The organism is Mycobacterium sp., from assembly GCF_052145595.1.
In the GTDB taxonomy this organism is placed as follows: Bacteria; Actinomycetota; Actinomycetes; order Mycobacteriales; family Mycobacteriaceae; genus Mycobacterium.
Genome location: NZ_JBKQOI010000271.1, coordinates 1 through 12,939, shown reverse-complemented (window position 1 = coordinate 12,939; position 12,939 = coordinate 1). Strand labels below are relative to the sequence as shown.

The 12,939-nt window shown below is 63.5% G+C and carries 13 protein-coding genes and 3 pseudogenes; 3 read left to right on the top strand and 13 right to left on the bottom strand.

The annotated features are described in order from the left end of the window. From ACLP4W_RS23485 to ACLP4W_RS23450, 8 genes and pseudogenes are all read right to left on the bottom strand, one after another. Nucleotides 1–662: pseudogene (locus ACLP4W_RS23485) on the bottom strand (glycosyltransferase); the annotation flags it as partial. Beyond that, on the bottom strand, nucleotides 659–1,837 hold the full coding sequence (locus tag ACLP4W_RS23480; protein WP_442389795.1) for a glycosyltransferase: 1,179 nt from the start codon (nucleotides 1,835–1,837) through the stop codon (nucleotides 659–661). The pseudogene ACLP4W_RS23485 and the gene ACLP4W_RS23480, both read right to left, overlap by 4 nt. A 379-nt stretch (nucleotides 1,838–2,216) precedes the next feature. Next, nucleotides 2,217–2,807, bottom strand: a pseudogene (locus ACLP4W_RS23475) (FAD-binding oxidoreductase); the annotation flags it as partial. Beyond that, nucleotides 2,795–3,403 carry an STAS domain-containing protein gene (locus tag ACLP4W_RS23470; RefSeq protein ID WP_442389794.1) on the bottom strand — a complete coding sequence of 203 codons (609 nt, stop codon included), beginning with the start codon at nucleotides 3,401–3,403 and terminating at the stop codon, nucleotides 2,795–2,797. The gene ACLP4W_RS23470 and the pseudogene ACLP4W_RS23475, both read right to left, overlap by 13 nt. Before the next feature lie 306 nt (nucleotides 3,404–3,709). Further along, a complete protein-coding gene (locus tag ACLP4W_RS23465) occupies nucleotides 3,710–4,570 on the bottom strand; it encodes an alpha/beta fold hydrolase (RefSeq protein ID WP_442389796.1) in 861 nt (286 codons plus the stop codon). 87 nt (nucleotides 4,571–4,657) lie between these two features. After that, the gene (locus ACLP4W_RS23460; RefSeq protein ID WP_442389793.1) at nucleotides 4,658–6,001 is read right to left on the bottom strand and encodes a fatty acid desaturase family protein; all 1,344 of its coding nucleotides are present in this window, start codon (nucleotides 5,999–6,001) and stop codon (nucleotides 4,658–4,660) included. Nucleotides 6,002–6,191: 190 nt separating this feature from the next. Beyond that, nucleotides 6,192–6,371, bottom strand: a complete 180-nt coding sequence (locus ACLP4W_RS23455; RefSeq protein ID WP_442389792.1) for a DUF6131 family protein — start codon at nucleotides 6,369–6,371, stop codon at nucleotides 6,192–6,194. Nucleotides 6,372–6,914: 543 nt separating this feature from the next. Next, nucleotides 6,915–7,379: a hypothetical protein gene (locus ACLP4W_RS23450; protein ID WP_442389791.1), complete on the bottom strand. Its 465-nt coding sequence runs from the start codon at nucleotides 7,377–7,379 to the stop codon at nucleotides 6,915–6,917. A gap of 245 nt (nucleotides 7,380–7,624) precedes the next feature. Here ACLP4W_RS23450 and ACLP4W_RS23445 point away from each other — a divergent pair. The 3 genes and pseudogenes from ACLP4W_RS23445 to ACLP4W_RS23435 all read left to right on the top strand — a co-directional run. Then, nucleotides 7,625–7,780 (top strand): annotated as a pseudogene (locus ACLP4W_RS23445) (hypothetical protein); the annotation flags it as partial. Nucleotides 7,781–7,828: 48 nt separating this feature from the next. Then, on the top strand, nucleotides 7,829–7,993 hold the full coding sequence (locus ACLP4W_RS23440) for a hypothetical protein (RefSeq protein WP_442389790.1): 165 nt from the start codon (nucleotides 7,829–7,831) through the stop codon (nucleotides 7,991–7,993). Further along, the gene (locus ACLP4W_RS23435) at nucleotides 7,990–8,487 is read left to right on the top strand and encodes a hypothetical protein (protein ID WP_442389789.1); all 498 of its coding nucleotides are present in this window, start codon (nucleotides 7,990–7,992) and stop codon (nucleotides 8,485–8,487) included. Before ACLP4W_RS23440 ends, ACLP4W_RS23435 begins: the two co-directional genes overlap by 4 nt. A 416-nt stretch (nucleotides 8,488–8,903) precedes the next feature. Here the strand turns inward: ACLP4W_RS23435 and ACLP4W_RS23430 are convergent, their stop codons facing one another. From ACLP4W_RS23430 to ACLP4W_RS23410, 5 genes are all read right to left on the bottom strand, one after another. Further along, nucleotides 8,904–9,521 (bottom strand): hypothetical protein, encoded by a 618-nt coding sequence (locus tag ACLP4W_RS23430; RefSeq protein WP_442389788.1) that lies wholly within the window; start codon nucleotides 9,519–9,521, stop codon nucleotides 8,904–8,906. Nucleotides 9,522–9,716: 195 nt separating this feature from the next. Then, nucleotides 9,717–10,520 carry an ANTAR domain-containing protein gene (locus tag ACLP4W_RS23425; protein WP_442389787.1) on the bottom strand — a complete coding sequence of 268 codons (804 nt, stop codon included), beginning with the start codon at nucleotides 10,518–10,520 and terminating at the stop codon, nucleotides 9,717–9,719. 314 nt (nucleotides 10,521–10,834) lie between these two features. Then, nucleotides 10,835–11,293 carry a DUF5709 domain-containing protein gene (locus ACLP4W_RS23420; protein WP_442389786.1) on the bottom strand — a complete coding sequence of 153 codons (459 nt, stop codon included), beginning with the start codon at nucleotides 11,291–11,293 and terminating at the stop codon, nucleotides 10,835–10,837. 676 nt (nucleotides 11,294–11,969) lie between these two features. Then, nucleotides 11,970–12,437: a glucose-6-phosphate dehydrogenase gene (locus ACLP4W_RS23415; RefSeq protein WP_442389785.1), complete on the bottom strand. Its 468-nt coding sequence runs from the start codon at nucleotides 12,435–12,437 to the stop codon at nucleotides 11,970–11,972. 53 nt (nucleotides 12,438–12,490) lie between these two features. Then, a partial coding sequence (locus ACLP4W_RS23410) for an SPFH domain-containing protein (RefSeq protein WP_442389784.1) occupies nucleotides 12,491–12,939 on the bottom strand: 449 nt, incomplete at its 5' end.

Sequence of the window (12,939 nt, the reverse complement as noted above, 5' to 3'; positions counted from 1 at the left end):
CAACCCAACAGATCCAAGCCCTGTTGCCGCAGTGTCGAATCGTCGAGCGCAACGCCCGCGGCGATCATCGCCTCGGGGAGAACCGCATTCGCGTAGGTGAGTCGCGGCTCAGGCCATGGCCAGGCCGAGTCGCCGTTCGGTTTGGCCACGGTGTCGGCGTAATCGGTGAGGAGTTCGCGTGCGACCCGTTGCCCGGGGTCGACGCAGAGGAGTTCGGCGGCGCCCAATGCCGCGAACGCCATCGCCCGAGGCCACGGCGATCGCACCTTCGCGGCGCGTTCGAACTGGATGACGGCCAACCGGCGAACCAGACCGACGTCACTATGCGCAGCGGCAGTTCCCAGTCCCCAGATGCAGCGCCCCCACCAGTCCTTCAGGGAGGGCTGATCCTCCCAAGCGCCCCTGCTGTCCATCCGGTTTCGGCAGGGGCCCGCGTAGGACTGCGCATCGTTCAGGAACCGCACGGCCACGCGCGCAAGGCCGTTGACTTCCCCACCAGAGTTGGGCTCTCGGGTGGCGACGACGAGTACCCGGGCCATGTCGTCGGTGCAGTAACCGTGCTCGGGCCGGGGCTCGGCGAAACAGGCATGCTCGAACGTGCCGCGACGGTCTGTCAAACGCAACAGGTGGTCGAATCTCGGGTCCGGCACCGTGGCGGTCATACCAGCGCCCGCCGCTCAGCGATAATCCGGTGTGCCAGACCCAGATAGGCGGTGGCCACCACCGGCCAGGCCATCGTCGGGGCCAACCGGCGGGCCTCCGCGGCCATGGAACTGGCAAGGCGCGGCTCGGTCAGCAGTCGGCGCAGGGCGGATGCCAACGCATCGGGATCGTCGTGACCGACGACGATGCCCGCCCCACTGGCGAGGAGCTCGACGGCGTGAGGAAAGGCGGTGGCGACGACCGGCCGCCCGCTCGCGATGGCGTCGACCAGAACACCGGAAGTGACCTGATCCGTGGAGTCGTATGGCAGGACGACCACGGCCGAGGACCGAACCAGCGCAGTCAGCGACGACGCGTCGCGGTAGTTAGCGTCGAAGCACACCGAGTCCGCTACGCCGCTGCGCCGCGCCTGTTCGGCACGGGCGTCGCGGTATGCCTCGCCATCGGCGGCCAGAACCTTTGGGTGCGTCCGGCCGGCAATCAGGTAACGCGGCCGGCCATGGAGCTCATGCAGCGATCCCATCGCCTCGATGACCCGCTCGATGCCCTTTCCCGGCCCCAGCAGGCCCCACGTCAACAACGTCGGCCTGTCCGACCGCTCCACCGGCGCGTTCCTCGGGACGGTCGCGCCGTGCGCGATCGTGGTGACTTTTCGGCGATCGACGTCGAAGCCTCGGCACAGGCGTTGCGTGGCTGCCTCCGACATAACAACCACCTGAGTCGCCATCGCCGCGATCGTCTCGAGCACCGAACGCTGATGCCGGGTCGGGTCTTTGAGGACCGTGTGAGCGACCACGATCGACGGGATGTGCAGCCCGCCGATGATGTCCACCACCTCGTCTCCGTCGACACCGCCGTAGATGCCGTACTCATGCTGGATTACCGCGATGTCGCTCTCGTTCAGCAATTCGGAGGTTGCAGCCACGGATGTCGCGGAACCGTTGACCAGCTCTCCGATCACCCGAGCGTCAGAAGATAACGACCCGTCGGCCACCCGCACGACGCTGACGTCAGAGCCATTCACGCACAACCCTTCCGACAAGGCCGCACTGAATGTCGCCAGCCCGCACGGTGTCGGTGGATACGTACTGAGAATGCCGAAACTCGCGGAGCCGCAAGGGCCTTGCCCGGCAAGAGGGACATTCGATGTTTCAAGGGTGGATAGGGCGCTCAAGGTGATCCCAACGGAGGGTTGTCACCGACGTGTCCGGCGCGAGCTGCTGCTCTGCGAGATCAGCGGCGGACGGCTGACTTCATCCCGGACTGGCTGGGTTCCCAACCTTACTGACGCTACACCCGATGAGCGGTTACCGCGCATTGAGCCTAGCCTGACTACCGCATTGGGCGGCCTCCCCCGGGACCAGCGTCCCACCATCGTCCACATTGTTGAACGCATACCGCTCACGCCCGCCTACCGCCCACTGTCGACCGCACTGCGAGAGGCCGGGCCTGCCGGCACCGGGGGAAACGACCTGGTACCACGACCTCACTGACGGCCACTATCGACAATCGGCCACCATCGGCGGCAAGCTACGACGCCTAACCCCAGCAACCGCCGAATGGACATGCATGATGTCGGGACTGTCGCCACGCTGCCTGAGCGAGCGCAACATCGCGATCACGGGAGTGATGCCGCTGCCCGCGGTCATGAACAGCAACTTGGCCGGCGCCGGATTAGGTAGAGCGAAATCGCCCCTCGGGGCCGCGAGCCGAACAACCGTACCGGGCTCGACGCCGTTGACCAGATGTGATGATAAGAAGCCCTCGGGCGTGGCCTTGACCGTGATCGAGATCAACTTCTTGTCGCGCCGTGGGATCGACGTCAGCGAGTAAGACCGCCAATGCCAGCGCCCACCAACACGCACTCCGATACCGAGGTACTGGCCGGGCTGGTAGTCGCCGGAAAAGCCCCATCCGGGTTTGATCGTGACAGTGGCCGAGTCTTCGGTTTCCCTGCGAACATCGACGACGAGGCGACGCAGTTCCCGCGCAGACCACAGCGGATTGAGCAGTTTAAGGTAGTCATCGGGCAGCAGCGGCGTCGTCGCGCGAGCCACCAACCCTCGCAACACATTAACCGTCGGGGTCGACGCGGTCTCGACATTCCGTGGCGGCGCCGCACTCCATGACCTCAGATTTTGCATCTTCGAACCCCAGGGTCAACCACCGTCAAGGCCGGACCACCGAGCTTGGCGATTGCTTCTGTCAAGGTCCGTTGTTCGTGCCGGTTGTGTTGTGTACCGCCGCAGACTAAGCAAACCGGGCGTTCGCATCTCGAGGATTGTTCGGGGTCCCGGTTGCTCGCGATGGGCTGTGCTGGACGGTAAGGCTGGTCTTGGACGACGATGGCCATCGCTGCCTCGACGGTGCTGACGGCGGGCAGCAAGCCCTGTGGGTCGCCGATCCGCAGCACCCGGGCGACTGCCTCACCGGATACTGCTGCCCAGCCTCTGCCAGCGCGCGCGCAGCAGACGGAGACCCTGTGCAGCGCCGAGAAACCCTCGGTTCCAAAGAAATCCAGCTGGCACAGATCAAGGATCAGCCCGCGGCAACGCGTCAGATGCCCCAGCGCGTACTCGGTCAGAGTGTCGGAGTTGGATGCGTCGATGCCGCCGTGGGCGCTGATGACGGCTACCGACGACCTGAGTCGACGACTGACCAACCGTGCGGTGTGACCCTGCCAGGGCCGGGAGAGAAAGCCGCCCTCCGGCAGCACGGAGGAGGCGGGCGGAGTATTCATGGTGATCCCCGACATGCGGTTGTCACCGGTTTGTTCGGCGCGAGCTACTGCTCTGAGAGGACAACAGCGGACAGCTGACCTCATCCCGAACTGGTTGAGAGTCTCAACTTGGTTGACGTTCCACCCCGCGGGAGCAATTGTCAAGGCCCGTGGCTGGGCCCCAGTCTTCGGAAGTGGTTGGGGGTGATGCTCAGTCCAATCGAACCCGGTACACCAAAATGTAAGTAGGTCCGGCGGACCCGCTTCCTGGCCGCCACGAGCCTCGCCAGGCCCCGCAGTCGACACTTCGCCGCATCTCGGTTCCGATCAGCTTTTCCGATTCATCAGTTCAGCATCCCGCCCCGTGGTGGCGATGAAGTCGTCAAGAATGTCCACCACCGCTGACGGGGACTCGACATGCGGGAAGTGCCCGACACCGGCGAGCACCTCAAGTCGACTATCCGGCACGGCGTCGTGAGCGGCGTAGCCGTGGCCGACAGGAATGATCCGGTCCTGCTCACCCCAAATCAGCAAGGTGGGTAACCCATAACTTAGATGCATCTTGCTCAGCGCACTGACCGCCTGGCCACGGTAATCCACCACCGAGCGCAACGTACGCAGGAACGCCTGCCGTGTCTGCCGATCCGACAACGAGGAATAGGCGTTCCACATCTCGCCGACGCGCGGCGACTGGATCCCAGCCGACGTGAGCCACGACCCCAGCTTGTTGCCGACGTTCAAAACCGGCTGCGGTGTAACCACCGGCAGCACCAGCTCGGTTCCGGGTGCAGAGAGTATCCGCAATATCCAGCTCAGGTCGGGGCCGAGGCCACCGCTGCTGATGAGAACCAGTCGCTCGCAGTAGTCGCGATGTTGATAGGTGAACTGCATGGCCACACCGCCACCGAGTGACTGACCGACCACAGTCGCCCGGCTGATGCCTAATTCATCGAGCAGATCACGCAGCGACACCGCGAACGCACCCAACGAATAGTCACCGCGCGGCTTGGCTGATTCACCGTGCCCCAACAGGTCCGGTGCCACCACCCGATACTTCTTCGACAACTGAGGGATGACCGCCCGCCAGGTCGCCGAACTTCCCGCCATGCCATGAATCAACAGCAGCGCCTCGCCGGCGCCTGCGTCCCGATAGGCAACACGCTCACCGTGCAGATCGAGATAGTTCATCTCGGTCACTTGAACTGCTCTCCATCCAACCGTGTTCGGGCATGCTGACACAACGTCATAACAATCGCTTGCCCGACTCCTAGCCGACTATAGCGCACCTACGGTCCCGTAAGTTACTGGCCAGTAAAGCACCGCCACCTGACGGCCCATGCCCGATCGATGTCGCCCTGGTCGGTGTCGTCGCCGACGCGCGGGTCGCGACGGCCATTGGCGGACCGCTGCGATCGCTGTCTTGAGCCCGCGGCGGCGCTCTGTCACTAGGTCGGTACCGGCGAAACCAGGCTCCAGTTGGCTAAACATCCGCTCGCTGCGCGTCTCCGGAGCGTCGTCGGCGGTGTCGCGCAAGTAGCGATCCGGCAGCGACAGCTTGGCGATGGTGCGCCACGCCTTGCCGTACTGCATCAGGAACGAACCCGTGGTGTAAGGGAGGTCGTACTTATCGCAGATCTGGCGCACTCGCACCGAGATCTCGTGCAGTCGGTTGCTGGGCAGATCGGGGTAAAGGTGGTGCTCGATCTGGTGGCACAGGTTGCCGCTCATGAACCGCATCGCCGGCCCGGCCTCAAAGTTGGCACTGCCCAGCATCTGGCGCAGATACCACTGCCCCTTCGTTTCGCCGATCATGTCGGTCTTGGTGAATTTCTCTGCGCCATCGGGGAAATGCCCACAGAAGATCACCGCATTGGCCCAGATGTTGCGGATCACGTTGGCCACCACGTTGGCCATCAGCGTTGATTTGTACGTTGCCGCCGGCGACAGCGCGGTGAGCGCCGGGAAGGCGACGTAGTCCTTGAGCACCTGCCTTCCGGCCTTGGCTGAGAACTCGCGCATCTGCAGAACGGTGGTTTCGCAGTCGGGGCCGTTCGTGAGGATCTTGCCGAACTCAATGGGCTGCAGGCCAATTCCCCACTCGAATCCGAGAGCGAGGATGGTGTTGAACAGCAGGTTGCCGATGTTGTAGGGCTCCCAGGGCTGGTCCCGGGTAACCCGGAGGACGGTGTAGCCTACGTCGTCGTCCATGCCGAGGATGTTGGTGTATTTGTGGTGCTGAAAGTTGTGGGTCGACCGCCAGTGTTTGGACGCCCCACTCATGTCCCACTCCCATGTCGAGGAGTGGATCTCGGGATCGTTCATCCAATTCCACTGTCCGTGCATGACATTGTGGCCGATCTCCATGTTCTCGATGATCTTGGCCAGACCGAGGGTCAGCGTTCCCGCCCACCATGCCCCGCGTTTCGAGCTACCGGCCAGCATGAGCCGGCCGGCCACATCGAGGGCACGCTGCGCGGCGATGGTGCGGCGGATGTAGCGGGCGTCACGCTCGCCAAGGGAATCCTCGATGCCCAGCCGGATCGCGTCCAGCTCAACGGCCAGGTTCTCGATGTCGGGTTCAGTCAAGTGGGCGAAGGCCGGAATGTCGGTAATTGCCATCGTTTCCTCATCTTTAGGGCTTTCTATGTCGGGTTGGCAGCGCGGGCGCTACAGGGCTTGAATGCGACGAATGCTGGGCTGCGGGCTTCAGCCGCAACCGTTCTGTGGTTCCTTCTGGGTGGCGGACTCATCGCGCGAGGTCACTGCCCCGCGGCGATAAGCCGGGTAGCCGCTGAGTAGCTCTGGCCGGTCAGTAGTAGTGACGGCGGCCACCAACAGCGTGTCCCATCCGTCCCGCGACCATCAGTAACAAGCCGACGACGAGGAGGATGACCCCGATGACCAAGCAGATATGGGCGTAGGCGAAGGTGGGGACTAGGGCGGGGAGGAGGAGTCCGAGGACTATGAGGATGATTCCGAGACCGATCATGACGTTTACCTAGTTTCTGCGTAGATGTTTGGGAGGATTGCCCGGGTCGGCGCTTTAAGGCGTTCATTTAGCGTGGCCCCCAGGTGATTTGGCGTGCCCTGACCGATCGGCGCGCCGCCCTGTATTCCCGGTATCACCCGCACGGCTGTTTCTCGCTCTTCCCGGTCAAGTGGTCGATAAACCGACGGGCACGGGTCGGGTGAAAGCGGACTTGGTGGTCATCCGAATTCCGGGTGAACGAGGGAATGACTCGATTTTGCATGCTGTCTCGACCACGACGGTTAGATATCGGAATGTACGGCGCGAGCAGACGCTCATCAAGTTCGGCGGCGTACAGCTAAACTCTCTCCGGACTGGCTGAAGGACTCAGCACCAACAATGTTACCCCTCTCGGGGACCTGCGGCTAATTGACCGCCGAGTGCCTGTGTGACCGCGCGGGTGACTGTAGGTGTGCAGCTAGATGGTGAGGGCTCGGAAGCGTTCGGTGTCGGGCGCCCGTAGCGGGCCAGCGCGTCGGTGACCATCTCGCGGGCCACGCGCCATCACTCCACGTCTGACTTGTACCAATTCCCGATCGTTGGCGGATCCTCAGAACGGACAGTCAGATTCGTTACCCCTTCCTGAGCGCCTGGGCCGTGTCCGCTTGCAGCCAGTTGTGCGACTCCCAAGCCCCAACCCCTGAAGCTGAAGCTCTCACCGGTGGTGGCATCGGTGACCTCGAGCTCCGCCGGATCGAAGACAATCGCGCTGTTGTTTACGAGATCCAGCCGCCAGAGTGGTAGCTTCGCGATTGCCTCGAGGTGAGCACGAACCTCCTCGGCAGTTGCGAACTTGGGGCCGCTGGCGACGGTCTGGTCTACCCGATGAACCGTAAACTGCTGCGTGGATTGGTCCTCGACGCTCGTGGTCGCGGTGATCGCATACCCCAGCGGTTGCGAGATCTCGTTAAGCCGATTGCACTCGCCGGCAACATCAGTCATGTGCTGCGCCTGCTCTTTGTCGATCATTCAGTCCCTCTCAGCGGCGTATCACCGGCCCGTGTTCATTATGAACTGCTCACCGTGATCGGCGCGGATAATTTAGCCGCACCGCCCAGCGGCACTGGTCACGAGCTGCTCAATAAACCCCTCGCGCGCCGTTGCCGTGCCGGCGAGGACGCGTCAGCGATGGGTTAGTGGTGGCACATATATTGCGGATATATTGCGGATATATTGCGGACGCCCCAGTAACACTGGCCGGATCGTAGGTCTCATATCCGACCACGCACCCCACCGAGGACTGGGCCGAGACGTTCGCGTACTACTTGCAGACACCGCTGATCGATTTCCCGGCGTGGTCTGGCCGGCTTGGCCGCCAGCACGATTCGGTTCTTTCAGGCTGGCGGCGAAGGGGTTCACATGTGGAATGACATGTTCGTCGAACAGATTCCGTTGGCGGAGAAGGTCATCCACATGTCGTGGTGTATCCCCTGCTGATGGTGCTGTTCCGGCTGAACGGCATACGCAGGCTGGCCGCGATGAACACGTTCGACTTCATCGTCATCTTCTTGTTGTCCAACGTCGTGCAGAACGCGATGATCGGCAACGATACCTGGCTGCACGCGGGATGGTCGGTGCCGTGACACTCGTCGCGGTCAAACGGCTCACCGCAAACAGTCCGACAGGGAAACGCTTCTTCGGGGACGCGCCACGACGGTGGCCGCTCATCGATTCAAAATTGCGCCGCCTCGGCCTGCGGCGAAGCAAGCTCGAACACACGCTGCGGCTACCAAACGGCAATGACATCGGCCAAGTCGACTACGGCCGGCTTGAACCCGGCGGGCAGCCGCTCCTGACCCTGAAACAAGCCGAGCGGGCTGCCACCAAGGCTGACGTCGCCGAGCTGATCGACCGCCTGTCCCGCGTCGAGGAAGTCCTGACAACCCGCCGGTGCCAGGCTCTCAAATCCAGTCCTTCCAGGGCTTTTAGCAGCATTGTTGTGGTTTTCTCAGTAGACGATCGCTCGCCAGCTGCGGCCAATCGTTCGGGTTCATCTGACGAGCGATCAGGTCGTGTCCGTTGTCGCTGCTGCGTCGCTGGCGGACCCGGATTGTTTCGCCGCGGGTGCATCGGTTGACCTCGTCGATGAGCCGGTGGATGCGCGCGAGGGGTTGACCGGTCTCGGTGAGGTCCACGACGAGCAGGGCTTCCGGCGGATATGCCGGAAGCGGATGTCCGCGCCGGAGGAACCACATGGAAGCGGGCAACGCGTCGATCGGTTGCGAGCAGCGGCGATCCGGGCAGTCATGCCCAAGCCAGCGCAGCGCAGAACCAAGCGTAAAGACCGGCGCGGTTGGCACAGTGGGTGATTGGGTGGCAGGCGAAGCATTCATGGTGATTCCCAACGCGGGGTTCTCACCGGCGTGTGCGGTGCGAGCTACTGCTCAGCGAAGACAGCGGCGGACAGCTGACCTCGTCCCGGACTGGCTGGGATCTCAACATCCCTGACACTACACGGCGTGGGCACAGCCAGCGCACCGCGCCGCGCCACACTCAACCGATGTTGGGCTCCTGATCGGCGCGCTCGGCGTCGGTCGGGTCCTCAGCGGTGAGCGCGTCGAGGATGAACTGCGCGGTGGTGTGTCGATCGGTGCCCGCGCTATCAGCTTGGTTGTCCAGTTCCCGATCAGCTTGCCTCGGGGTATAACCGCGGCCGATGAGGACCCCGATGGCCTGATTGATGACCGACGCCGTTCGCAGATATGTTCCGGCGTCCGACCCGGCAGTAACGCTGAGGTGCTGATCGAGCGCGAAGTCGTTGGGCGGGAGGCCGGTTAGCCACGCCAGGTCCGCGGTGAGGTCGACAAATGTTCCCGGCGTCCCCGCGAAGAGGATGAGGGCAACCGTCGGCGATGCCCGGCCGTCACCGACACCGGGCAGCGTCAGCCGAAGCGAGGTGCGAACATCGTCGGCCGCGCCATCCTCAACGGTGGTGAACGAGAACGGCGGATCACTGCCGTCCACAGTGATGCTCAGACCGAGGTAGGTGGGCACCGTCGCTAGGGCGTCGACGCCCAGTTGGTGCAAACTGTGCAGCACATCGGCCCCGGGCTCATCCAGGGCGGCGGTGAGGATGCCCAAATCGGCGGCCAGGGCCGCACCGATCTTCATCAGGGAACTGCTCCGCTGGGCGCTCCCGAGCGCGGATCGAGCCTGCCGGTGCCGAACAGGCGAGTCGGCCTGCACGGTGGGGAACACGCGACGCGAGCCAGGACCCGTCGCGTTGACTGTTTCCCCACCCTCCAACCTACGCGCGTCACACCTTGCAGCGATAGTTCGGCCGTGGGTCGAATTGGCGGTTCGCGCTCAGGTCGGGTTGTGCCGGGCGCGGGCGCGGCGCACGGCTTCATCGACGATGCGTTGCGCCACGTCGGCCAATTTGCGGTGTTCGGCTTGGCTGATCGCCCGCAGCTGAGTGAACGCCTCCTCGGCGCTGCGCCCGCTACGTCCCCGGATCAGGCCGATCGCCTGATCGATCACCGGGCGCGTCGACAGCGCCGTCTGCAACTGGGCGGTCAGCGTCAACGCGTGCGCGAGAATCTGAGCGTTGTGCACCGCCACCGCTGCCGGTTTGGCGAACAGTTCCCCCAGTTCGGCGGCGTGCTCATCGAAGACGTCTTTGCCGTGGGCGTAGACGTTGATCGCCCCGATCGCCTGACCCGACAGCAGCAGCGGCAGCGACAGCGCACTGTGCACGCCCAACCGGCCCACTCGCGGACCGAACCGTGGCCACATCTTCTCCCCACCCAACGACCCGGACCGCACCGTGCGCCGCTCCAGCGCCGCGGTGATGCAAGGCCCCTCCTTGAGAGTCACGTACTGAATCTCGTCGATCTCGGCGACAAACGGTGCACTCGCGGCCAACGCCTCCACCATGTTGTCCACCCGGTCGACCCGCAACAAGGTCACCCCGGCACCCTCGGCGCCCGGTATCGCATGCACCGCGAACGTCGACACCTCAGCCAGCAACTCAGGCAACCCCAGACTGCCGGCCACCAAGCCCGCCAGGTCGTCGATCCCGGCCCGCAAGTCGGCGGCATCAGCGCTAGCCTGCTGCGTGCTCAGCGACCCCAACGGTAAGCCGTCGTCGTCCTCGGTGAACTCCGTCATACCTGCGCTCAATAGTCTTCTCGGAAGTGGGCATCCACACCGAAGCCCAGCGCCCCAGTCGCGGCGCAACCGTCACGAAATGGTTTGTTAGGACGATAGTAACGCCGGCAGGAGGTGCTCCGCCGCGCGTCATCAACCCGCTAAGCCAGCAACCCGACCAAACCACTGCTGCTGGCCGGCGGCGCCTATTGAGGCCCCCACCCTCAGCCGTGCTGCTTCGATCACTCGCGAGCAACGAGCCCGCACAGACGGTCGAACAGTACGTCACGTCCCCTCCCGACCTGTTCTCCAGGTGAATTCACGTGCGAGGCCAACTACTCTTCATCGCCGATGACGTGAACCGCGGCCTCCTCGGCGGAGGCAGCGCCTCCGTCGATACCGACGTCATTAGCCAACAGGTCTGAGTCTACGTCTTCGCCAAACCCCTGGTCCGGCGCGACAAGTCGACCTGCCCGCGGGCCTCCAACCTCATTTCGCTGCGGAAATTCGGTCTCACGCTCGGCCTCGTCGGAGCGTTGCTGCTCGTCCTTGTCGAACGGGTCATATAGCCGCATTGCCGGATCCGGCTCTTCCTCTGCAAGCAGCTGGTCCAAGCTCTCAGGCGTCGAGCCGAAGAAGCCGCGTCCGTACGGACGCTCAGGTGGTGAGTATCCTTCGTCGAGTACATCGTCAACGCCGCGGTCAACGAGGGTGTCTTCTGGCTGAAGTTGGTCGTCCTCATCCACGCTGTACTCGCCTGCCGACGGTTCCACAGTGCCATCCGGAGTAATCATGACTCAACAATGTCACTACACCCGGAAAGCGTCATGGTCGCGGTCAGAGACCGCGGCCTTCGACTCCAGATTTCGAATACCTCCGGGCTGAAGGCGCGCTCCAGCGATCACCGGTCCGGTGTTGGAGCTTCGTCATCCGAGCACGTGGACTCACCCAAGTCGCAATGTGGAGAAACGCCACCTGGCCACCACACCTGGCCCCCTTTTTAAGGCTGGATCGCGACAACGGCTACATCGCGTTCGAGTCGGCAAGCTGTAAGGGGCACACGCGGCGTTCCCACGGCGACGGGCACCGAAAGTCCAATCAGCAAATAGAACGCTATTCATGACGGTCGGTTAGCGACACTGACCATGCCGCGCAGCCTTCGGGTGCGGCTCAACGCGCGTGACCAACACTCCCCTTACCCACTAGCGTGACGATACGCCGAATACGGCGGAGTCGAATATGGCGGGGTAACCGGTACTGAATCGATCGACTCCTCCTGGCCTGGGAGCGGTACGCGGCCGCTGTGTGGAGTCAAAAAGGTGGTTGGGCTGCTGATTTAGGCGGTCGAATCAGCGGTGTCAGGTGGTCGGCGTGCTAGCTGTGGTCAAGGCGGCATCGCGAAGACCGAGAAACGTGGTGCGCTCACAACCGCGAAAGACGCTCCCGGCCAAGAAGACCGCGAAGAAATAGCTACGCGGGCAGATCCACCCGCAGCGCCAGGTGCTCATCGAGAATCCGGCGCAGCGCGGCGTCCATCGGATGTGCGGATGCGAGGTCGCGTCCGAACCGACTGTCCACCACGACTACCGCGCCCTCGTGCAATTCGGCGGTGTCGACCTGATCGACGAACGGATCGAACAATGCGGGCGGCGTGGCCAGGTAATACAGCGCCCGGCGCGACTCGTTCAACCCGGCGGCATACATCAGTCCGTGTTGGGTGATCACGAAGAGTTCCGAGGCGATCCTGGCGTTCGGGGTCTCGGCTTTGGCCCATGCCATTGCAGCGCATCGGGTTTGTGCCAATCTATCCGGGACGTCGTCACTCAGCGTGAGTAACCGTTCGACCAGTGCTCCACCCATTCGCGGATATACGTCAATGGCGGGTCTGAAGTACCGCTGGAAGATCTCGCCGAAAAAGTCGTACAGTTGCTCGCTCATCGCAGCTCCCCAGGTTTCAGACGGACACCCCAATTGTGCGCCCGTACCGTCGATCACGGCCGGCTCCCCGCGGCGGAGGTTCCGTTGGCCACCGCTGCCGGGATGGGAATCGGTGGCTGTGGCTCTGGTCGGGCTGCTGCGCCTTTTTCCCGGGCCAGGAAGTTTCCGAGTTCGGCGATCGTCGACATCAACGGTGCCGGGAACACGACGGTGCTGTTCTTGTCGACACCGAGCTCGACCAGGGTCTGCAGATTGCGTAACTGCAGCGCCAGCGGGTGGGCCATCATGGTGTCCGAGGCGTAACCCAAGGCGGCAGCGGCCAGCGATTCACCCTCGGCGGCAATGATTTTCGCGCGTTTCTCCCGCTCCGCTTCCGCTTGGCGGGCCATCGCCCGCTTCATGCTGTCGGGCAGTTGGATGTCTTTCAGCTCCACCAGGGTGACCTGCACACCCCATTCGATGGTGGTGACGTCGAGGATCGCGCGGATGTCGAGGTTGATCT